This window comes from Rhizobium leguminosarum, assembly GCF_004123835.1.
In the GTDB taxonomy this organism is placed as follows: Bacteria; Pseudomonadota; Alphaproteobacteria; order Rhizobiales; family Rhizobiaceae; genus Rhizobium; species Rhizobium leguminosarum_M.
In genome coordinates, this window is the sequence record NZ_MZMU01000012.1 from 58,235 (window position 1) to 78,302 (window position 20,068).

Annotated in this window: 16 protein-coding genes; 12 read left to right on the top strand and 4 right to left on the bottom strand. The window is 61.1% G+C overall.

Annotated elements, in window-relative coordinates; genetic code table 11:
• Window positions 1-74 precede the first annotated feature (74 nt).
• Window positions 75-1,148: a hypothetical protein gene (locus tag B5P46_RS17000; RefSeq protein ID WP_129419671.1), complete on the top strand. Its 1,074-nt coding sequence runs from the start codon at window positions 75-77 to the stop codon at window positions 1,146-1,148.
• A gap of 151 nt (window positions 1,149-1,299) precedes the next feature.
• Window positions 1,300-2,430 (top strand): DUF2333 family protein, encoded by a 1,131-nt coding sequence (locus tag B5P46_RS17005; protein WP_129419672.1) that lies wholly within the window; start codon window positions 1,300-1,302, stop codon window positions 2,428-2,430.
• A gap of 11 nt (window positions 2,431-2,441) precedes the next feature.
• Here B5P46_RS17005 and B5P46_RS17010 read toward each other — a convergent pair whose 3' ends face one another.
• Both B5P46_RS17010 and B5P46_RS17015 read right to left on the bottom strand, forming a co-directional pair.
• Complete coding sequence (locus tag B5P46_RS17010) at window positions 2,442-2,903, bottom strand: PAS domain-containing protein (RefSeq protein WP_129419673.1); 462 nt, start codon at window positions 2,901-2,903, stop codon at window positions 2,442-2,444.
• A 46-nt stretch (window positions 2,904-2,949) separates the two neighbouring features.
• Window positions 2,950-3,675: a helix-turn-helix transcriptional regulator gene (locus B5P46_RS17015; protein ID WP_129419674.1), complete on the bottom strand. Its 726-nt coding sequence runs from the start codon at window positions 3,673-3,675 to the stop codon at window positions 2,950-2,952.
• Window positions 3,676-4,154: 479 nt separating this feature from the next.
• On the opposite strand from B5P46_RS17015, the gene B5P46_RS17020 reads away from it, so the two are divergent.
• On the top strand, window positions 4,155-5,864 hold the full coding sequence (locus B5P46_RS17020; RefSeq protein WP_129419675.1) for a hypothetical protein: 1,710 nt from the start codon (window positions 4,155-4,157) through the stop codon (window positions 5,862-5,864).
• 191 nt (window positions 5,865-6,055) lie between these two features.
• On the top strand, window positions 6,056-7,735 hold the full coding sequence (locus tag B5P46_RS17025; protein ID WP_129419676.1) for a formate--tetrahydrofolate ligase: 1,680 nt from the start codon (window positions 6,056-6,058) through the stop codon (window positions 7,733-7,735).
• A 333-nt stretch (window positions 7,736-8,068) separates the two neighbouring features.
• Here B5P46_RS17025 and B5P46_RS17035 read toward each other — a convergent pair whose 3' ends face one another.
• Window positions 8,069-9,064, bottom strand: coding sequence for an extensin-like domain-containing protein (locus tag B5P46_RS17035; RefSeq protein ID WP_129419678.1), 996 nt, complete (start codon window positions 9,062-9,064; stop codon window positions 8,069-8,071).
• 210 nt (window positions 9,065-9,274) lie between these two features.
• Between B5P46_RS17035 and B5P46_RS17040 the strand changes: the two genes are divergently transcribed.
• The 6 genes from B5P46_RS17040 (at window position 9,275) to queF (ending at window position 16,570) form a co-directional block, all read left to right on the top strand.
• Window positions 9,275-11,533, top strand: a complete 2,259-nt coding sequence (locus tag B5P46_RS17040) for a TonB-dependent hemoglobin/transferrin/lactoferrin family receptor (RefSeq protein WP_129419679.1) — start codon at window positions 9,275-9,277, stop codon at window positions 11,531-11,533.
• A 267-nt stretch (window positions 11,534-11,800) separates the two neighbouring features.
• Window positions 11,801-13,990, top strand: a complete 2,190-nt coding sequence (locus tag B5P46_RS17045; RefSeq protein WP_129419680.1) for an anthranilate synthase — start codon at window positions 11,801-11,803, stop codon at window positions 13,988-13,990.
• Window positions 13,991-14,111: 121 nt separating this feature from the next.
• Window positions 14,112-14,351: a hypothetical protein gene (locus B5P46_RS17050; protein ID WP_003561395.1), complete on the top strand. Its 240-nt coding sequence runs from the start codon at window positions 14,112-14,114 to the stop codon at window positions 14,349-14,351.
• A gap of 15 nt (window positions 14,352-14,366) precedes the next feature.
• Window positions 14,367-15,038 (top strand): DUF2161 domain-containing phosphodiesterase, encoded by a 672-nt coding sequence (locus tag B5P46_RS17055; protein WP_129419681.1) that lies wholly within the window; start codon window positions 14,367-14,369, stop codon window positions 15,036-15,038.
• Window positions 15,039-15,191: 153 nt separating this feature from the next.
• Window positions 15,192-16,106: a CDF family cation efflux transporter EmfA gene (gene emfA / locus B5P46_RS17065; protein ID WP_129419683.1), complete on the top strand. Its 915-nt coding sequence runs from the start codon at window positions 15,192-15,194 to the stop codon at window positions 16,104-16,106.
• Window positions 16,106-16,570, top strand: a complete 465-nt coding sequence (gene queF / locus B5P46_RS17070) for a preQ(1) synthase (RefSeq protein ID WP_129420509.1) — start codon at window positions 16,106-16,108, stop codon at window positions 16,568-16,570. Before emfA ends, queF begins: the two co-directional genes overlap by 1 nt.
• 136 nt (window positions 16,571-16,706) lie before the next feature.
• Here queF and B5P46_RS17075 read toward each other — a convergent pair whose 3' ends face one another.
• Window positions 16,707-17,495 (bottom strand): DUF2076 domain-containing protein, encoded by a 789-nt coding sequence (locus B5P46_RS17075; RefSeq protein ID WP_129419684.1) that lies wholly within the window; start codon window positions 17,493-17,495, stop codon window positions 16,707-16,709.
• A gap of 232 nt (window positions 17,496-17,727) precedes the next feature.
• Here B5P46_RS17075 and B5P46_RS17080 point away from each other — a divergent pair, with 232 nt between their 5' ends.
• Window positions 17,728-18,312 (top strand): ATP-dependent Clp protease proteolytic subunit, encoded by a 585-nt coding sequence (locus tag B5P46_RS17080; protein ID WP_017961514.1) that lies wholly within the window; start codon window positions 17,728-17,730, stop codon window positions 18,310-18,312.
• Window positions 18,313-18,474: 162 nt separating this feature from the next.
• On the top strand, window positions 18,475-19,704 hold the full coding sequence (locus B5P46_RS17085) for a benzoate/H(+) symporter BenE family transporter (protein WP_129419685.1): 1,230 nt from the start codon (window positions 18,475-18,477) through the stop codon (window positions 19,702-19,704).
• The last annotated feature ends 364 nt before the right edge of the window (window positions 19,705-20,068 follow it).

Here is a 20,068-nt window from a genome sequence, read left to right on the forward strand (position 1 = left end):
GCCGGCGACACCGCCTGTTTTCTTTGGCGCCGCAAGCGGCTAGTTTGGGCCAGGAGATTCCTTGGAGAGGCTTGGTGCGCAAACCCCCGTCATTCGACAGCCAGTATGAAGCTGCTGGCAGCCTTGCCGAAAGGATTGCAGGCGAGGGAGCCTATTGTGTGGCTGCGATCGGCGCCTTCAGCGGCGACGAAACACAGTCGGCCGACGAGGTCTTCCTTGAACAGAATGCCCGCTTCCAGGCCCATATCGCCGATGCTGCGGCGCTCGACGCTCAACTGGCCGAGCTGGTCTTTTGCCTTGATCGGCTGACGGCCGAGGTTTCAGCCGATCTCGACAGTTTCCGGGGGCTGACGCTGCGCGAGAAGATGGCCGGCTGGGTGTCGCGCCAACGGATGTGGCGCATGTATACCGAACGCGTGCGCGAGGCGCCCGTCATCGAGCGGTTGCTTGACCTTTTGACGAAATCGGACGCGCTCGCGGGGCTGATCGCCGGCCAGCGCGCCGCGCTCACCGAACGGCACAAGGCCGCCGAACTCAGCCTTGTCGATATCGTCGAGCAGCGGCGACGGCTGGTCGTTTCCATCGACATCGCTCGCCTCAAGATGAAGGAGCTCAATGCCAAGGCGCTGACGACGCAAGGGCGTATCGGCGTCTATGGCAACAGGGCGCATTGGGAGCAGATGGAGGCGGAGCGGCGGGCGCTGAAGGCGGAGGCCGAGCGGATTTCCGCCGGCGAGCGCGAGATGCGCGACGACAGCCAGCGGCGCGAGCGCTTCATCGGCCTGTTCCAGGCCTTTGTCGATTCGCTGAACGGCCGGATCGCCGCCTGCAACGCGCTGCTGCGCAAGCTGCTGATCGACGTGGAAGAGCGGCTGATCATCTATCAGGCGCAGGTCGATACCGACCGGCCGGGCATGAAGGTGAGGATCAAGCCGGAGCTCTTTCCCGATATCGCGGCACCGATCAGGTTGTTCGAGAAGGGCATGCTGGTCGCCCAGGATCTGGAGCGGCGCAAGAGCCGCGCCGATCTCGAATTCGCCAGAAGGTTTCCGACCTATGCCGAACCGCCGCCGGAAACATCTGGAGCGCCTCTGATCGACACGGCGCGCAGGTCTTTTCGTTTCAGCCTGCCTTTCCTGCGCTCCTGACCAGCAAGGGCGCGGGTAGTATCCCTCTTGCGCAATGCTTTCATTCCGAAAAATCGAAGGGCTCGTGTTGTGCTCTGCCCATCGAGCGCATATGTGGGATGCAGCGGGGCGGCAATGTCCCGATGTTCGCCTCGCCTGACAGGAGACGACGATGCTTGACCGGATAGCCGGTTTTTTCAGGCTGATCGGCCAGACGATCGGCCGCTGGGCCCGCCTTTTTTCCGCCTGGGCCTTCTGGCCCTTTCTTGCCGCGCACGGCTGGTATCAGCGCCGGAGCTGGATGATCCGGCTGCCGGTCATCGCTTTCGTGGCGCTGCTGGTCGTACTCTACGGTTATTTCTTCTTGCAGACGCAGGTCTGGACGAATTTCAACCCCGCCTTCGTCGATCAGTACCGGCTTTCCGAACGCAAGGTTGCCGCCGGGCAGGAAGTGCCGGCCGCCGAGAGCGCCAATGCGACGGCGCCGAAGACCTGCCAACGCTCGGCGATCGTCGACGTCGCGGCCGATCTGACCGATTTCAATGTCAACCAGAACGCATGGATCTCCTCCATGCTGCTTTACAAGATGGGCTTCTTCGGCATCGACTGGGATCACACCCCCTTCCTCGACAACAAGGCCTCTTTCCAGCGCGGCATCAACCAGGCGGTCCGGCGGACTTCGGCGGAGCTTGTCGATACGCTCGGGCGTGTGCGCGGCACCTCGGGCATCAACAACGACCTGCAGAGCGCGCGCGGCAATCTGCAGTTCGACGAAAACAGCTGGTATTTCGGCCTGAACCCCTTCGGGCCGAAGACGCCGACGCCCTCCTATTACCGCTCGGCGATCGGCAGCCTGCGCAAATTCAACACCGATCTCGCCCTCTGCAACGTCGTTTTCGACGGCCGCGCCGACAATCTGATGCAGTTCATCGACCGTATTGCCAACGATCTCGGCGGCACCTCCGACATGCTCGCCGAGCGCTCGGAAAACCACAATCGCGGCTGGTTCGATACCCGTGCCGACGACCGGTTCTGGTTCGCCTACGGTCAGCTCTACGGCTATTATGCCATCCTTGCCGCCGCGCAGGCGGATTTCTCGCAGGTGGTGCAGGAACGCAATCTCGGCGCGATCTGGGGCAGCACGACGCGGCAGTTCCAGGCCGCACTGCGCATTCAGCCGGCGATCATCTCGAACGGCCGCGAGGATGGCTGGATCATGCCGAGCCATCTCGCCACCATGGGCTTCTATATTCTAAGGGTGCGCTCGAACCTCGTCGAGATCCGCTCGGTGCTTGACCGCTAAAACGTCTGGAGTCAGCGGGGTATCGTGTTGTCCTCGAAGCCGACGATGCGCAGTTTCTCGACGAATTCATAGGTGATGCCGACGATGCCGCCGCCGCTTTCATCGTTTCGGAAGCGACCGACGCTGCGCACCAGCTTGTAGCCGCCAAGCCGGTTGTCGACGCGATAAACGAAATGGAAGCCGACGCCGTGAAGGCTCGCCTCTTCGAAGGTTTGGGCGATCAGGCTGCGGTCCTCCTCGTGGATGCGCGACATCAGCTCTGCCAGGTTGACAGGGCCGTCGCTGTAGGAGAGTCCGAAGATCGCGTGGACATCCTCGCTTGCAAAGAAATGTCCGGTCTCGATGTCGATGCGCCAGAAGCCGAAAAGACGATAGGCAGCAAGCATCTGGACGACTTCCGCATCGGTGATGCCGATGTGGGCGCGGGATTGTTCTGTCTTGTCAATAACGGGCTGTTCGAAGTGAAGAGGCACGATTCCCCCAGATCACGGGACGACGTGCCGACTCTCTTCTGATTCCTCAGTTGATCAGCTTCAATCGAATGGCCTTAGCTACCAACTGGGTACGGTTGACGCAATCGAGTTTTTTGATCGCGTTCGTCATATAGGCGTTCACCGTATGGTCCGAGAGCGTCAGGATCTGACCGATTTCGATCGAGGTCTTGCCCTGTGCAGTCCAGCGAACAACTTCTAGTTCTCGGGTCGAGAGCGCGTTATGAGCGCATTCCTCGTTGCGCTTGACTGCATTGTATGCATCGAGTGCATGGAGAATGATCATTGCCAGCTCGTTTATCTCGCTCTGGCCGAGTGCGGCGCGCTCGCCGCAGAACCAGAAGACCAGACGCTGGCCGTCGGCTGCAATGGTCGGCATGGCAACGCCTGCCGGTATGGCATGGCGCAACATCAGGGCACGAAGTTCGGCCGGAAAGGCCTGACCATTGGAGGTGTCGTTGAGGTGCCAGACCGGCGGCACGGCAGACGCCCTTAACCTTACGCCGAAAGGGCAGCCGCGCATCATGTGGGCGCGGTCGAACTCCCTGACATAGGCGGCCGGAAGCGAGCTCTCGATCAGCAGGGGTTTCAAGAGGAGGTCTTCCTGGGAGGGGGCGTGCATCAGCGTCGCATGCGACAATCCGAAGGCTGCGGAGACCCTGCCAAGCGCCTGTGCAAACAGGTTGCGCGTTCGTGCGGTCGAAAGTTCTACCGAAAGCAATGACTGTCTTTCAGAGGTGGTCATGTAAGACATTTGTACGCCCCCCGCAGCCCCAATGTTACCGCTATCAAATACAGAAAATCTGCGGGATGCTAGCCCCAATTGACCTAACGCAAGCCGATTCATTCGAATTGTGAAAAATTAGCCACGGCAATTCGCGCTTCGGTTGAGTTTCGACTTGCGAAAATAGCGTTGCGGTATCTTTGAGTTCTTTCATGGCAGCGCAGCAATGGTCTTGCGCAGCCGGGCAAGGAGAGAATCACTTGGGAGAGTTTCGGGGGAAAACTCTAGTCTCTCCCGGCATGGGCGCAAAGGCGGTGGACCGGTCTACCTGCAGCGCTTTGCGCTGGAGCAGTTGAACTGCGTGGACGCGGCCGCAGCGGGTCGCCATGTCGGCCTGATTGCGGTGAGAGAACAGAGATAAGAAGACGGCAGCAGGCGGCGAAATCCGACTTGCTGGCAGTGAATTCAATTGCTAATCGTATGCTCAGTACAACTGAGGCAATTTAATCGTGCGCTTTGCAGCTTCCTTTTTGGTGAAGTCTCTATTTTCCCGATTATTACTTGTTTTTCTCCTTTTGACCTTGCCGATCGGAGTGGCAACCTCGCAGGCTGCCGGGGAGAAGAAGGCGGTGCAGCCGCCGATGAGCTTCATCCTCGTGCGTAGTCATCTCTGCCAGGAAAACTGTCCGGAATGGGTATCGGCGGAGGGGCGCATAACGTCCGATACGCCCGCGCGGCTGAGAAAAATACTCAAGAAGATCGGCGGCCGTAAATTGCCTGTCGTTTTCCGTTCCGAGGGTGGCGACGTCGATGCCGCTTATGCGATGGGCCGGATGATCCGCAAGGCCGGGCTGGAAACGGCTGTCGGCGGCACGCGGCTCAACGATTGCCCGGCTGGGGATACGCGCTGCCAAGCCGCTATTGCCAAGGACGGTAGCGCGGTCGGTTACACCTATTCGTCCGGTGCATACTGCTTTTCTGCTTGTCCGCTGGCGTTTGCCGGCGGTACGTCGCGTGTCGCATCGCAATGGGCCTTTATCGGCGTCCACCAAATCACGACCGTCTACAGCAAGGTGCGTGTTTCCTATCGCATCGAATACAAGATCGTGAACGGCAAGAAAAAGGAGACCTCCCGCAAGGAGGTCGGACGCAAGGTGGCGGGGCGGAGCAGTTCCACCAAACTTGGAAAGAAGGCCACCGCTGCCTTGACGGCCTATTTGAAAGAAATGGGTGTCAGTGAGGATCTGATTGGTCTGATGATGAGCGCCACGCCTGATAGCATCAACATCGTAGCGCCGGCAGACGCACTTCGAATGGGGCTTTCGACGGACATGCTGGCTTACAATGAGTGGCCCGGGATGCCGCTCTGCGCGCCGGATGCAGCGGCCGATGCTGTCTGTCACAGCCATCCGGCAGCCGAAGCGCCTGTGGCTGAGGCGCCTGTATCTAAGGCGCCTGTATCTAAGACGCCGGTATCTGATGCGCCCGTGCAGGATGCGGCTGCAGTCACAAGCGGGAGTCTGCCGAAAACCCGGCCGATGGACTTCCTCCTGATGTCCAATGGCAACTGCCAGGAAGAATGCACGCAGTGGATTTCTGCGGATGGAGAGATCACGCCGGATACGCCGGCTCGGCTGAAGGTAATGTTGACGGCGCTCGGCGACAGAAAGCTGCCGATCGTCCTTCAGTCTAATGGCGGGGACATGGACGCGGCTTTCGCGATGGGGCGTATGATCCGTGCTGCAGGTCTGGAGACCTCGATTGGCAGAACGCAGTTGCCCAATTGTCCAAAGCTGGATCCGCGTTGCAAAGCCAGCATTGCCAAAAGCGGACGGACCGAGGGCGAAGTCTTTGCCGGGCGGGCGTACTGCCTTTCGACCTGTACTCTTGTCCTGATGAGCGGAACGCCGCGGCTTGTCGGATATTCTGCGATCGGCGTCGTTAGGCCCACAACGACTGAATATACGACATTTTTCGCTTATTTCGACGAGATGGGCGTCAATGCCGAGACATACGAGACGATGATGCCCGCCACATCAACCGAGCGAGGAAGTATCATACTTCCTACTGAGGCGCTCAAGCTTGGCATCATCAATGGTATCATCCCTTATGATGAAGAGCCCGGCTTGCATGTCTGTGGGCCGGAGGCGAAGGAAAGCCTTCGATGCCCGAGAAAAGCTGAGGCAGAGATCGTTCCTGTTGCTGTTTCGGTCAATTGATTTCAGGACGTGAAAGAGGATAGCTCGGCGTTTTGCGTCGAGCTGCCGTTTGTTTAAGCTCCGAAGGCGCCTCGTGTTGCCCGTTTAGCGGCCGCAAGGCGTGGCGCTATTCACACCCCGCCGATATTTCGCTATCTCGATGAAGAGAAGCAACGACTCCGCTGCCGCGGAGGTCGGATGGGGGAACATCCATGCCATCAATCAAATCCGATATCGAAATCGCGCGCGCCGCGGCCAAAAAGCCGATCTTCGAAATCGGGGCGAAACTGGGCATTCCGGTCGAGCAGCTCGTTCCCTATGGTCACGACAAGGCGAAGGTCAGCGCCGAGTTCATCGCCGCGCAGGCGGGCAAGAAGGACGGCAAGCTGATCCTCGTCACCGCGATCAATCCGACACCGGCGGGCGAGGGCAAGACGACCACCACCGTCGGGCTCGGCGACGGGCTGAACCGGATCGGCAAGAAAGCTGTTGTCTGCATACGCGAGGCCTCGCTCGGTCCCTGCTTCGGCGTCAAGGGCGGCGCGGCCGGCGGCGGTTATGCGCAGGTCGTGCCGATGGAAGACATCAACCTGCATTTCACCGGCGATTTCCATGCGATCACATCGGCGCACAATCTGCTGGCGGCGATGGTCGACAACCACATCTACTGGGGCAACGAAGAGAATATCGACATCCGCCGCATCACCTGGCGGCGGGTCATGGACATGAACGATCGGGCGCTCCGCAGTATGGTCTCCTCGCTCGGCGGCGTCGCCAACGGGTTCCCGCGCCAGGGCGGGTTCGACATCACCGTCGCCTCCGAGGTGATGGCGATCCTCTGCCTTGCCACCGATCTCAAGGATCTGGAGCGGCGGCTCGGCGACATCATCATCGGCTATCGTTTCGACAGGACGCCGGTGCAGGCGCGCGACCTGAAAGCCGACGGCGCCATGGCGGTGCTGTTGAAAGATGCGATGCAGCCGAACCTGGTGCAGACGCTGGAGAACAATCCGGCCTTCGTGCATGGCGGGCCTTTCGCCAACATCGCCCATGGCTGCAATTCGGTAACGGCGACGAAGACGGCGCTGAAGCTCGGCGACTATGTGGTGACGGAAGCAGGCTTCGGCGCCGATCTCGGAGCGGAGAAATTCTTCGACATCAAATGCCGCAAGGCGGGGCTGAAGCCGGATGCGGCCGTCATCGTCGCGACGGTCAGGGCGCTGAAGATGAATGGCGGGGTGAAGAAGGAAGATCTCGGCACGGAGGATGTCGTCGCACTGAAGAAGGGCTGCGCCAATCTTGGCCGGCACGTCGCCAATGTGCGCCGTTTCGGCGTGCCCGTCGTCGTGGCGATCAACCATTTCGTCTCGGATACCGAGGCAGAGATCGCGGCGGTCAAGGAATTCGTCTCGAGGCTCGGCGCCGAGGCGATCCTCTGCCATCATTGGGCGAAAGGTTCGGCCGGCATCGAGGAACTGGCGCACAAGGTGGTTGAACTGGCCGAATCCGGGCAGGCGAAATTCCAGCCGCTTTACGGCGACGATCTTTCGCTGTTCGAGAAGATCGAGATCGTCGCCTCGAAGATCTATCACGCCGGCGAGGTGACGGCCGACAAGGCGGTGCGCGACCAGTTGCAGACATGGGAGGAGCAGGGTTACGGCAAGCTGCCGATCTGCATGGCGAAGACGCAATATTCCTTCTCCACCGATCCGAACCTGCGTGGCGCGCCGGAAGGCCACATCGTCACCGTGCGAGAGGTGCGGCTTTCGGCGGGAGCGGGCTTCGTCGTCGCCATCACCGGCGAGATCATGACGATGCCGGGTTTGCCGAAATCACCGTCGGCGGAACGGATTTTCTTGAACGACCAAGGTTATATCGAGGGATTGTTCTGATTGGGCGTGGTGAAGGGACAGGACGCGGCCTCTCGATTCCCTCTTCTCCCCTCGGGGAGAAGGTGCCCGTAGGGCGGATGAGGGGGCCGCGAAACCGGTCTCTTAACATATGCTGGTTTCCACCGCGCTGGCATCGTCTCGGCCATGTTCAGGGCGCTGGAAATAGCGTTGCCGGCGGCGTGGTGTTTATAGACTAATACTGAAGCGGCGTTGCGTGTGGCCCCCTCATCCGCCTGCCGGCACCTTCTCCCCGAGGGGGAGAAGAGGGGATGCCGCGCCGTCTTCGTTCCTGGCCAGCTCTCGCTTGACGGCAAGCTTCTACCGCTGAAATCATCAGTGGCAATAACGATAGCCACCCTTCCTCTCGATGACGTCGAGATGGAAATGCGTTTCGTGGGCAGCGTCGCTTTCGGGGTCTAGGACGGTGGTAAAATAGAGGCAGCCGGCGGCGCTGACGGTGCGCTGGAAGGCGCCGGTGAGGGTCGAATCCTCGCGACGGGAGCGGACGGCGACATCCTCACCCTTTTCGAAATGGAAGCTCGCGATATCGATGGCGTTGCCGCGGGCATGTTCGGAGATCTTGCCGGTTCCGGCGCCATTGCGCAGGCGGCACATATAGGACGTTGCCTGGTTGACGGTGGTGATGCGGCCCTGCTCCGGCAGGGCGGCGGAGGCCGCCGGGATGACGCTGTCCTTCATCCAGCGGGCAAGGGCAAGGGCTGCCGGGCAGCGGATCGTCGCCTCCGGCTTCAGCTTGATGCCGGGCAGGGCTTCGGAGACGATGATCGGCTTGTCGATGCCGCAGCCGTTACCGTCGTCGATGCGCGGCGTGTCCTTGAAGACGACGCCCAGGGACTGAAGGGCGGCCGTGCATTCGGCATGCTCGGCATCGCTTTCAGGTTCTATCGTCAGTTGTTGCTCTTCAAGTGTCTGCTCTTCGGTCGGCGGCTGCGAGCTTTCGGGGCTGCCCGGCGGCCGGGGCGGACCTTGCATCGGCTCTGTCGGTCCGGGCTTTGACGGTGCGGCCTGCGGCGTTGGCGGCGGGCTCGATGCCGGTGTCTCCGGATCCTTTAGATCGGGTTTCGGCTGAGGGGCCGGGACCTCTTCGGGCGCGGGCGGCTCCGCCTTTTCCGAGGACGGGGAGGTGGGGTTGGTCGCCTGTCCGGCATCTGGCCGAGGTTCGGGCATTGGGCCTTGCGGGGGCAGGCGGGCGCCGGCAAGAAAGGCGGTTGCGGCGAGAAGGATCGCCAATGTCGAAAGTTTTCTCAACGCGTCCGATTCCTCATATCCGTGGTTAAAGACAACGCATGAGGGCGTTTTTCGTTGCAATTGTGCAACGTCCTTGAAGATCGCTAAAACTTGATAGGTGTATTCAACATAAACCGGCGACTTATGTTGACAATACCGCTCATGTTTTTTATGCGGCGAAAAGAAGGCGGAGTTCTACTTCGTCTTCATCCGCAAAAGCCCAGCCAGCCCCTCGAGCGTGCAACACGCCACGACCAGCCAGCCCGGTAATCATCATTAAGAGGGTAGGTTATGATCGTCCGGCATTGGCGTTCGGTTCTATTGGTCTGCACCGCAGCCACAGTTGTTCTTCCTGTTTCGCAGTCTTTCGCGCAAAGCGCTCCGGCAACCGCGCCGCAAGCCACGGCGGAGGACAGCACTGTCCTGCAGAAGATCGTCGTCAAGGGCAAACGCGTGGCGCCGGGCAGCGTCGCCGATACGCCGCTTGCCACCGAGATCACTGCCAAGCAGCTCGAAGAAAAGCAGGTCACCAATTTTGACGATATCGGCCGCAGCGTCGATGCAGGCGTAAATTATTCGCGTGGTGACGCAGGCTTCAACCTACGCGGCCTTTCCGGCGCTCGCATCCTGACCACCATCGACGGCATTCCGATACCTTATATTTCGAACAGCTCGCGCCAGGGTGCCTTTGCGCCAGCCAACGCCAACGGCGGCGGCGACACCTTCGATTTCGATTCACTGTCCTCGCTCGATATCGTGCGCGGTGCGGATTCGAGCAAGGGCGGTTCCGGCATGCTCGGCGGCGCAATCGTTCTCAATACGCTGGAGCCGGAGGATCTTATTCCCGAAGGCCGCGATTGGGGTGCGATCGTCAAATCGACCTATGACAGCGAAGACCGCAGCATTTCCGGCTCGGCCGCCGCTGCCAAGAAGGTCGGCAACACGTCGATCCTCTTTCAGGGCGGCTACCGCAAGGGCCATGAACGCGACAATATGGGCGACAACGACAGCTACGGTGCTCTTCGCACCGAGGCGAATCCGGCTGATTTCGATCAGAACAACCTGCTCTTCAAACTACGCCAGGAGCTGGAAGGCGGCCATCGCATCGGCTTGACAGCGGAACGAATCCGCCGCGATCTTAAGATCGACCTGCGCCAACTCCAGGGAGGCACCAGTCCTCGCAACTTCATGATCGACAATTATGACGGTCGCGAACTGCGTGACCGCGATCGCGTATCGCTCGATTATGATTATGAATCGCAGTCCTCCGACGCGTTCTTCAGCAGTGCGCGTGCCACGCTCTACTGGCTGGATTTGAAGAAGGAAGCCGGCAGCAGGGGCCGTACGACTGCCAATGTGGCCTATGGTCGTAACAACGAGATTGAAAACGAAACCTGGGGTTTCAGTGGCACGGCAACGAAGGATTTCGAATATTCCGGTCTCAGCCACTCCGTTCGGGTGGGCCTCGACGTCGCCGTTTCGAGCTGGAGCCAGTATAGCTGGGCCCTTTGCCCGACATCGACGACCTGCCCGTCGCTGAACAACCAGGCGGAAGTGCCCAATGTCGACAGCCAGAATCTTGGGCTGACCGTCGAAGACAAGATCGAAATCGGCAATACCGGCTTCGCGCTGACACCCGGCTTCCGCTTCGACTGGTTCAACTACAATCCCTCGACCGGCGGGAGTTTCGCAAGCAATACCGGGCTTACCCGTTTCGGGGACCTGAACGACCGAACGGAAGCCGGCTTGTCGCCGAAGATTCTTGCGACATACGAGCTGACGCCTGACGTGCAGCTCTATATGCAGTTGGCAGTCGGCTTCCGCGCACCCACTGTGGACGAACTCTACAGCCGCTTCTACAACCCGACGGGCCGCTACGCCCAGCTCGGCAATCCCGATCTGGAACCCGAAATCGGCCGCGGTGTCGAAATCGGCGCTAATTTTGACACGGGCGATTTTACCGGTCGGATTGCGGCCTTCCACACCCGCTACCAGAATTTTATCGAGACGGTGACGAGCGTCGACGCCACCGGCTTTACGGAATTCAACTACACGAACGTGTCTGCGGCCACGATCTCCGGTATTGAAGCCAGCGCCGCCAAGACATTCAATAACGGCATAAATCTGCATGCGTCACTTGCCTATGCATATGGCAGAAATGAAGAAATCACTCAGCGCCTACGCTCGGTGGCACCGTTCAAAGCGATCGTCGGCGGCGGCTGGAGCAACGAGAATTTCGGCTTCGACCTTTCCTCGACGCTGTCGGCCGGCATGCTCACCGACCATCTCGATACGCCCGTCAGCAACACCAACGACACGACCTTCGATGCGCCCGGCTACGCAATCGTCGACCTGACTGGCTGGTGGACGCCGGAACAGGTGCCGGGCCTGCGCGTGCAGGCAGGCGTCTACAACATCTTTGATCAGGAACATTACAACGCGCTCGCCGTGCGCGAGGTCAATCTGAGCTCGGTGACGGCGTCCCAGCCGCGGGAGTGGTATTCGGAGCCGGGCCGTACGTTCAAGGTCTCGATCACCAAGACTTTCTGATCGCGATCACGCCTTCAAGGCTGGGGAGGGGCGGCTTTCGGGCCGCCCTTTTTCATTCCCGCATTCGCCTCTTGCGCAATGGCTGATCTCAGGCTAACAATTTTTTCCATGATCAAGTCCTTGAACATTGCAGTTTGGTGGTGGGTTCGCTAAGGCGGCCTCGATCAATCGTGTTCAAAGACGACGAGTGAGCCGCCCGAAACTTCGAGGCGGCTTTTTTTGTTTTATGGCCGCCTGTCGTCCGGGCCCCGATAACGGAGTGGAACAATGGTAACGATCCTGCGGGATGATGGTGCGGAAATCTACGAGACCAAGGGCGGCATATCAGTCACGCGGCAGCGGCGGGCGATCCCCTACGGCGATGCGGTCTCTTCCTATGTCGACAAGCTCGACGCGCGCCGCGGCGCGGTGTTTTCGTCGAACTACGAATATCCGGGCCGCTATACGCGCTGGGATACCGCCGTCGTCGATCCGCCGCTCGGCATCTCTTCCTTCGGGCGCGACGTTTGGATCGAGGCCTATAACGAACGCGGCGAGGTGATCCTCGGCTTCGTGACCGAGCGGCTGAAGACAGTGTCCGACATCGTGCTCGGCGCTTCCTCGGCCCGCCGCCTCGACCTCACCGTCAAGACGCCGGAGCGGGTGTTCACCGAGGAAGAACGCTCGAAGATGCCGACGGTCTTCACCGTGCTGCGCGCCGTCACCGACCTGTTTTATTCGCAGGCGGATGCGAGCCTCGGGTTTTACGGCGCCTTCGGATACGACATCGCCTTCCAATTCGACGCGATCGATCTGAAGCTGACGCGCCCCTCCGACCAGCGCGACATGGTGCTCTACCTGCCCGACGAGATCCTCGTCGTCGACAACTACGCCGCCAAGGCCTGGGTCGACCGTTACGACTTCGAAAAAGGCGGCGTGACGACCGAGGGCAAGGCCCAAGATATCGCAGCCGAGCCCTTCAAACACACGGATGCCATTCCGCCGAAGAGCGATCACCGGCCGGGCGAATATGCCGAGCTCGTCACCAAGGCGAAGGAAAGTTTCCGCAAGGGCGACCTTTTCGAAGTCGTGCCCGGGCAGAAATTCATGGAGCGCTGCGATAGCAAGCCGTCCGACATTTCAAAGCGGCTGAAGGCGATCAATCCGTCGCCCTATTCCTTCTTCATCAATCTCGGCCATCAGGAATATCTGGTCGGCGCCTCGCCCGAAATGTTCGTCCGCGTTTCCGGCCGTCGCATCGAGACCTGCCCGATTTCGGGCACGATCAAGCGCGGCGACGACCCGATCGCCGACAGCGAGCAGATTCTGAAGCTTTTGAATTCGAAGAAGGACGAGTCCGAGCTGACTATGTGCTCGGATGTCGACCGCAACGACAAAAGCCGTGTCTGCGAACCGGGTTCGGTCAAGGTGATCGGCCGCCGGCAGATCGAGATGTATTCGCGCCTCATCCACACGGTCGATCATATCGAAGGGCGGCTGCGCGACGATATGGACGCCTTCGACGGTTTCCTCAGCCACGCCTGGGCCGTCACCGTCACCGGCGCCCCGAAGCTCTGGGCGATGCGCTTCATCGAGAGCCATGAAAAGAGCCCACGCGCATGGTATGGTGGGGCGATCGGCATGGTCGGCTTCAACGGCGACATGAACACCGGCCTGACGCTGCGCACCGTGCGCATCAAGGATGGTATAGCCGAGGTGCGCGCCGGCGCGACGCTGCTCAACGATTCCATTCCTGACGAAGAAGAAGCCGAAACAGAACTGAAGGCCTCAGCCATGCTTTCCGCCATCCGAGACGCCAAGACGGGCAATTCCGGCAGGGTCCAGCGCGACGTTGCGAGCGTCGGCAAGGGCGTCAGCATCCTGCTCGTCGATCACGAAGACAGCTTCGTCCACACGCTCGCCAATTACTTCCGCCAGACGGGGGCGACGGTTTCGACCGTGCGCACGCCGGTGCCGGAGGAAATCTTCGACCGGCTGAACCCAGACCTCGTCGTGCTGTCGCCCGGACCCGGAACGCCCAAGGATTTCGACTGCAAGGCGACGATCAAGAAGGCACGGGCGCGCAACCTGCCGATCTTCGGCGTCTGCCTCGGTCTGCAGGCGCTCGCCGAAGCCTATGGCGGGGAACTGCGCCATTTGGCGCTGCCGATGCACGGCAAGCCCTCGCGCATCCGAGTGCTGGAACCGGGCATCGTCTTCTCCGGCCTTGCCAAGGAGGTGACGGTCGGCCGCTACCACTCGATCTTCGCCGATCCCTCGACGCTGCCGCGTGAGTTCATCATCACGGCGGAAAGCGACGACGGCACGATCATGGGCATCGAACACGCCAAGGAACCGATCGCCGCGGTGCAGTTCCATCCGGAGTCGATCATGACTCTCGGCGGCGATGCCGGGATGCGGATGATCGAAAATGTCGTGGCGCATCTGGCGCGCAAAGTGAAGACCAAGGCTGCCTGACCGCAATTTCGCCAGGCCCTTCCTGCTGTGGGAAGGGCCAGCCATCAGGCCGTCGAGCCGCGACTTGACTTCTTCAGGCAAATCAGAACATTTCAAGAACGATCAACTGGAACCTATCGCCGTGGCCAATGCTGAAAAGTTCATCGTTCTCCCTTACCGCAAGAACCGCGGCAATCTCGTGCCCGGCGAAATGCGCCAGGCATCGAACTCCGTCAGCGCGGAAAAGATCGCTTCGGCGATGGCTGAACGTTTCGTCGGCGTAGCGGCCTATGCAGTGATCGTCGACGAGGAGACCGGCGACATGTCGTCGCCGCGATTGCTTGCACGATATGGCGAGATTGCCGATCTCAACGCCGCCTGAGGCGCCGTTTTCACCATGGAGACGTCGCTCTACCTGCCGGTCAAAACCTTCCTGGAGGCGGCCGGTTATGTCGTGAAGGGCGAGGTCGGCGGATGCGATCTCGTCGGCTTGAGCGGTGCCGAGCCGCCGGTCGTGGTGGTCTGCGAATTGAAACTCTCCTTCAACCTCGAACTGCTTCTCCAGGCGGTCGATCGCGCGGCGATGAGCGATGAAGTCTGGGTCGCGGCTCGCGTGTCTGCCAAAGGCCGAGGGCGGGAGGCCGACAAACGTTACCGCGACCTCTGCCGGCGGCTCGGTATTGGCATGCTCGGCGTTTCCGATAGTGGCGAGGTCAGTGTCATCGTCAGCTCGGTCTCTCCTATGCCGCGCACCAGTCCGAAGCGGCGGACGCGCCTCGTCAAGGAGCATCAGCGCCGCCGCGGCGATCCCGCCGTCGGCGGCAGTACGCGGGCACCGATCATGACGGCCTATCGCCAGCAGGCGCTCGTCTGCGCCGCCGCGCTCGACAAGGGGTTGATGCGGCCGCGCGATATGAAGGCGCTTGCGCCCAACGCCGGCCCGATTCTACGCGACAACTTTTATGGCTGGTTCGAACGCAGGGAGAAGGGCGTTTATACGCTGACGCCTGAAGGGCAGGCCGCGCTCTTGCGCTGGCCGCAAATTGTTCTCGCCGACCCCGCTCCTTGAGTCGCGCGGAAGGGAGTCTCATTCCCCTTTGACAAATCTGCTCTCTTCCCCCATATCACCATCAACTGAACCGCCTGCGCGACATTCGCGTGGGCGGTTTTGCGTTTCAACGGCTTGAAAGCTGCAATTCATTCGCAACCGCAGGGGAACGATATGAGTGACAACGGCGATCTTACGGTTCGCAAGCTAGCGATGTGGGGCATTCCGCTGTCGCTCGGCGTCATGGGCCTGAAGATGGTGGCCTGGTGGGTCACCGGATCGGTGGCTTTGCTGTCGGACGGGCTCGAATCATCGGTCAATGTCGTTGCAGCCTTCATCGCCTTCTTCGTCATCCGCTATGCGCAGAAGCCGGCCGATCACGACCATCCCTTCGGTCATCACAAGGCGGAATATCTGTCAGCTGTCACCGAGGGCGTGCTGATCGTCGTCGCTGCCCTGCTGATCGTCAACGAGGCGGTTGGTTATCTCGCCGAGCCACGCATGCTGGATGCACCCGTGCTCGGCCTTGCGATCAACTTCGCAGCCGGTGTCATCAATGCGATCTGGGCGCGATTGCTGATCAGAACCGGACGCAGACATCGCTCAGCGGCGCTGACGGCGGATGGGCAGCATATCATGTCCGACGTCGTGACCTCCGTCGGCGTGCTCGTCGGCCTGCTGCTGGCGCTGGCAACGGGTTATGCGATCTTCGACCCGGTGCTTGCCATTCTCGTTGCCGTCAACATCCTCTATCAGGGCTGGAAGGTGATCTCGCAATCGATCGGCGGGCTGATGGACCAGGCGGTCGAGCCGCAGGAGGAGGAGGCGATCAAGCAGGCGATCGCCACCCATGCGGCGGGCTCGGTCGGCGTGCATGACTTGAAAACGAGGCGGGCGGGCACCGTCACCTTCATCGATTTCCACATGGTAGTGCCCGGCGGGATGTCGGTGCGGCAGGCGCATGATATATGCGACCGCCTTGAGGATGCCATCAGGGCGGTGCACGAGGGCGCCACTATCGCAATTCATGTGGAACCGGAGGGCGAAAAGGCTCACGGCATCCGCGTCAAAGTCGTCAAGGAGGCATGATGCCGAGTACCGATGTTTCCAGCCTGTCGATGCTGGGTCAGCAAACCGAAACCGCGCGAGCGCCAGAGGAGGCGGTGCTTGAAAAAGTGCCGTCCAACCATGCCGGCACCGATTACGTCGTGCGCTTCACCGCGCCGGAATTCACCTCGCTCTGCCCGATGACCGGGCAGCCGGATTTCGCCCATATCGTCATCGACTATATTCCGGGCGAATGGCTGGTGGAATCGAAATCGCTGAAGCTCTTCCTGCATTCCTTCCGCAATCACGGCGCTTTCCACGAGGATTGTTCGGTCTACATCGCCAAGCGCATCGTCGAACTGCTCGATCCCCGGTGGCTCAGGATCGGCGCCTATTGGTATCCGCGCGGCGGCATCCCCATCGATGTCTTCTGGCAGACGGGCAAGCCGCCGGAGGGCGTGTGGTTGCCGGAACAGGGCGTTGCCACCTACCGCGGCCGTGGGTGAGCCGCGGTCGGGCGCAGCCCGAGCAATCGATCCGGTGAATCGATTGCAGCAGCGAACGCCCTGAGCCCAAGCGAAGGGCCGGGCGACGGTGGGGCAATGTAAAACCAACTGCCGCCCATTCTCCGGCCGCTAGATCTCACACATCCGTGACGTCGTTGCCGGACGAGTCGTCGGCGGAATCGTCGCTGTCGTCATAGTCGGCCTGCTGCAAGTTGCCGTTGTCGTTGTCCTTGTCGTCGACATTGTCCGAGGCCTGGCGGGTGTCGTCATTGCCGTAATAGTTGTTGATGACGGTTTCCTCGGTCGGCGCAGTGGCATTGCCGACGGGATTGGCGCCGAAGGGCGAGCCCCAGCCGAGCGAGGACATGTGGTTGCCGAAGATGCCGCTCAGCGAATTGGCAAGCAGCATGCCGCCGGCAACGCCCGCCGCCGTGCCGAGCGCGCCGCGCAGGAAGCTGCCGCCGGCCGACGGTGCATCGGCCTGCTGCGTCCAGGGGCCGGTCGGCTGCTGCTGCGTCTGGTGGGCATTGCCGTCGCCGCGGGGATCGTCATAGCCGCGGGACTGCTGGCCCCAGGGACCTGGATTGGAAGGGCCAGGATTGGAGGGAACTGGGGCCGGCTGTTGCGTCTGGGTGTTGCCGAAGATCGAGCTCAGGAAGCCGCCGCCCTGTTCGGCCTGGCGGTGTTCGCTCGCGCCGGCTTCCATCTGGCGGACATGCTCTTCGAGTTCCTTGATATGATTGGCGGCCGCCTCCAGCCCCTTTTCCTGAACGATGACGGCCTGGGCCAGATAATAGGTGGCGGAGGGCTGTTCGCGTGTCGCCTGGTCGATCAGGGCTTCGGCCTCGCGGTCGCGCGGCGTGGCCGCGGCGGTGCGTACGCGGTCGAAGAGGGCGGTCAGCAATTGGCGTTCTTCGGGTGACATTGTCCTGCCTCCTAATCATCTGATGCGGCGTTTGCCGCGTGATGGCTGAGGTAGGAACCGATTTAGGCTTTTCAAAGCCTTTCGCCGTTACAATTCAGTAAGGCTTGCAGAACGGCGCGCGGCTTCTTAAGGATATCTCCATCGCTTCGGTGCCTTGTGTTTTTCCCGCATTGTTTTAGGCATTGAGTCGCACTATGTGCGAGGAACCCGAATTCATCTCCAAGAGGTTCGAATGAACGACGAAGACCAGGACGACAAGACGAAGGAACTGCCGCTCGGCAAGGAAACGGAGGCGAATCTTTTCAAGTCGCGTTCGATCTTCATCTACGGACCGATCAATCAGGAATTGGCGCAGAAGGTCTGCTCGCAGCTCGTGGCGCTTGCCGCGGCCAGCGACGAGGACATCCGTATCTATGTCAATTCGCCCGGCGGCCATGTCGAATCCGGCGATTCCATCCATGACATGATCAAGTTCATCAAGCCGAAGGTCTGGATGATAGGTACCGGCTGGGTCGCCTCTGCCGGTGCACTGATCTATGTCGCCACTCCGAAGGAGCGGCGCCTGTGCTTGCCGAACACGCGCTTCCTGCTGCATCAGCCCTCCGGCGGCACGCGCGGCATGGCATCCGACATCGAAATCCAGGCTCGCGAAATCATCAAAATGAACGAGCGCTTGAACAGGATCATGGCGGAGGCCACCGGCCAGCCGCTCGACAAGATCGACAAGGATACGGATCGCGACTACTGGCTTTCGGCCGAAGAGGCGAAGGACTATGGCCTCGTTTCACGGATCGTGACGTCGCAGGCCGATATCTAAGTTTTCTCAGCCAAAACTGCCAAGAACCCGCCCTTGCCTGCCGATCGCAGGTGAGGGCGTTCTGTTTTCGGATAGCGCTCGAACGGAGATGATCTCCTAGCGGCAAGGTCTGAACGGAAAGCAATGAATCCGGACTTGCACCTGGGGCAACCATCATGCTCCATGCGCCATTCGCGCAGCTCGAGTCCCGCCATGCTCAAAGATTTTTCCGTCCAAGCCCTGTTCATGGGCCTGCTGACCGCCTTCGTCGGTTCCGCCAGTTCCTTCGCCGTCGTGCTGCACGGGCTTGAGGCGGTCGGCGCGACGGATGCGCAGGCGGCCTCCGGGTTGATGGCATTGTCGATTTCCATGGGCATCTGCGCGATCGTGCTGAGTGCCGTGACCCGATTGCCGGTCAGCATCGCCTGGTCGACACCGGGCGCGGCACTGCTGGCTAGCACCGGGGCTATCGAGGGCGGCTTCAATGCGGCGGTCGGGGCATTCCTGATCTGTGCTGCGCTGATCATCGTCGCGGGGCTGTTCAAGCCGCTCGGGCGAGCGGTTGCCGCCATTCCCGCACCACTCGCCAATGCGATGCTCGCCGGCGTGCTGATCGGCCTCTGCTTCGCGCCGGTTAAGGCGATCGACTTCAATCCGCTGTTCGGCCTGCCAATCGTCGTCGCCTGGATCGTCGTCGGCGCCTTCAAGCGGCTCTGGGCAGTGCCGGCAGCACTCGCGGCCTTCGTGCTGGTGCTCGCCTTCGGCGTCGATATCCCTGACGGTGCGCTCGGCTCGCTGGAACAGTCGCTGGTGCCGACGGCGGAGATCGTCCGGCCGGTGTTCAATCTTGCCTGCCTCGTCTCGATCGCGCTGCCGCTCTTCATCGTCACCATGGCCTCGCAGAACATTCCCGGCATCGCGGTGCTGAAGGTCAATCACTACGACCCGAAGCCCGGTCCGCTCTTTGCCGTCACCGGCTTCTTCTCGCTGCTGTCGGCGCCGTTCGGCGGCCACGCCGTCAATCTGGCGGCGATCACTGCGGCGATGTGCGCGGGCCAAGATGCCCATGCCGATCCGAAGCGGCGCTACTGGGCATCGCTGATCGCCGGCGTCGGTTATATCATCCTCGGCTTGCTTGCCGGCGCGGTGACGGCCTTCGTCGCATTGGCGCCTCCCATCCTGATCGAGGCGGTGGCGGGACTGGCGCTGGTCGGCGCCTTCTCGTCCTCGGCGATGTCGGCCTTCCAGGCGCCGGAATCGCGCGAGGCGGCGGCAATCACCTTCCTCGTCACCGCCTCCGGAGTTTCCTTCGGCGGTATTTCTGGTGCCTTCTGGGGCCTGATCGCGGGTGGGCTGATGCTCACGCTGTCGCGGCTGGTGAAGATTTGGAAAGACCGAGCTCAGTCGAGGTAACGCAAGGTCGTTGTGCTCTCCAAATGCCGGATCCTGGTGCTTTCAAGCAGCTCCGCCGGCAATAGGTGGGCAGTTCATCGAATGTTGGCGGCGACCAAAAGCCGGGCAAGGACTTGCCAGCTTTACCGTCCGAGGCTATAAGCGCGGTCATGAAGACCACTGGCGCCAGAATTTCTGACACGATTGCACGCGGCCGCATCGCCCTGCGTGACAATACGCGCGCCCTGACCTCGCTTCTTCTCCTCGGCCTTACGCGCGGTTGCCGGGTCCTTTGAGGAGCGCCCGGCGGCCGAAAGCCCGCCCGGCCATCGCTCCTCGCGACTCACTTTCAAAATTGACCTAACGACCGACAAGGTCCGCATTT

Excerpts from the sequence above, each read along its gene's own strand:
- B5P46_RS17045 (WP_129419680.1), top strand. The coding sequence starts at position 11,801 with ATGGTAACGATCCTGCGGGATGATGGTGCGGAAATCTACGAGACCAAG.
- B5P46_RS17085 (WP_129419685.1), top strand. The coding sequence starts at position 18,475 with ATGCGCCATTCGCGCAGCTCGAGTCCCGCCATGCTCAAAGATTTTTCC.
- B5P46_RS17015 (WP_129419674.1), bottom strand. The coding sequence starts at position 3,675 with ATGTCTTACATGACCACCTCTGAAAGACAGTCATTGCTTTCGGTAGAA.
- B5P46_RS17075 (WP_129419684.1), bottom strand. The coding sequence starts at position 17,495 with ATGTCACCCGAAGAACGCCAATTGCTGACCGCCCTCTTCGACCGCGTA.
- B5P46_RS17005 (WP_129419672.1), top strand. The coding sequence starts at position 1,300 with ATGCTTGACCGGATAGCCGGTTTTTTCAGGCTGATCGGCCAGACGATC.
- B5P46_RS17040 (WP_129419679.1), top strand. The coding sequence starts at position 9,275 with ATGATCGTCCGGCATTGGCGTTCGGTTCTATTGGTCTGCACCGCAGCC.
- emfA (WP_129419683.1), top strand. The coding sequence starts at position 15,192 with ATGAGTGACAACGGCGATCTTACGGTTCGCAAGCTAGCGATGTGGGGC.
- B5P46_RS17055 (WP_129419681.1), top strand. The coding sequence starts at position 14,367 with ATGGAGACGTCGCTCTACCTGCCGGTCAAAACCTTCCTGGAGGCGGCC.
- B5P46_RS17080 (WP_017961514.1), top strand. The coding sequence starts at position 17,728 with ATGAACGACGAAGACCAGGACGACAAGACGAAGGAACTGCCGCTCGGC.
- queF (WP_129420509.1), top strand. The coding sequence starts at position 16,106 with ATGCCGAGTACCGATGTTTCCAGCCTGTCGATGCTGGGTCAGCAAACC.
- B5P46_RS17025 (WP_129419676.1), top strand. The coding sequence starts at position 6,056 with ATGCCATCAATCAAATCCGATATCGAAATCGCGCGCGCCGCGGCCAAA.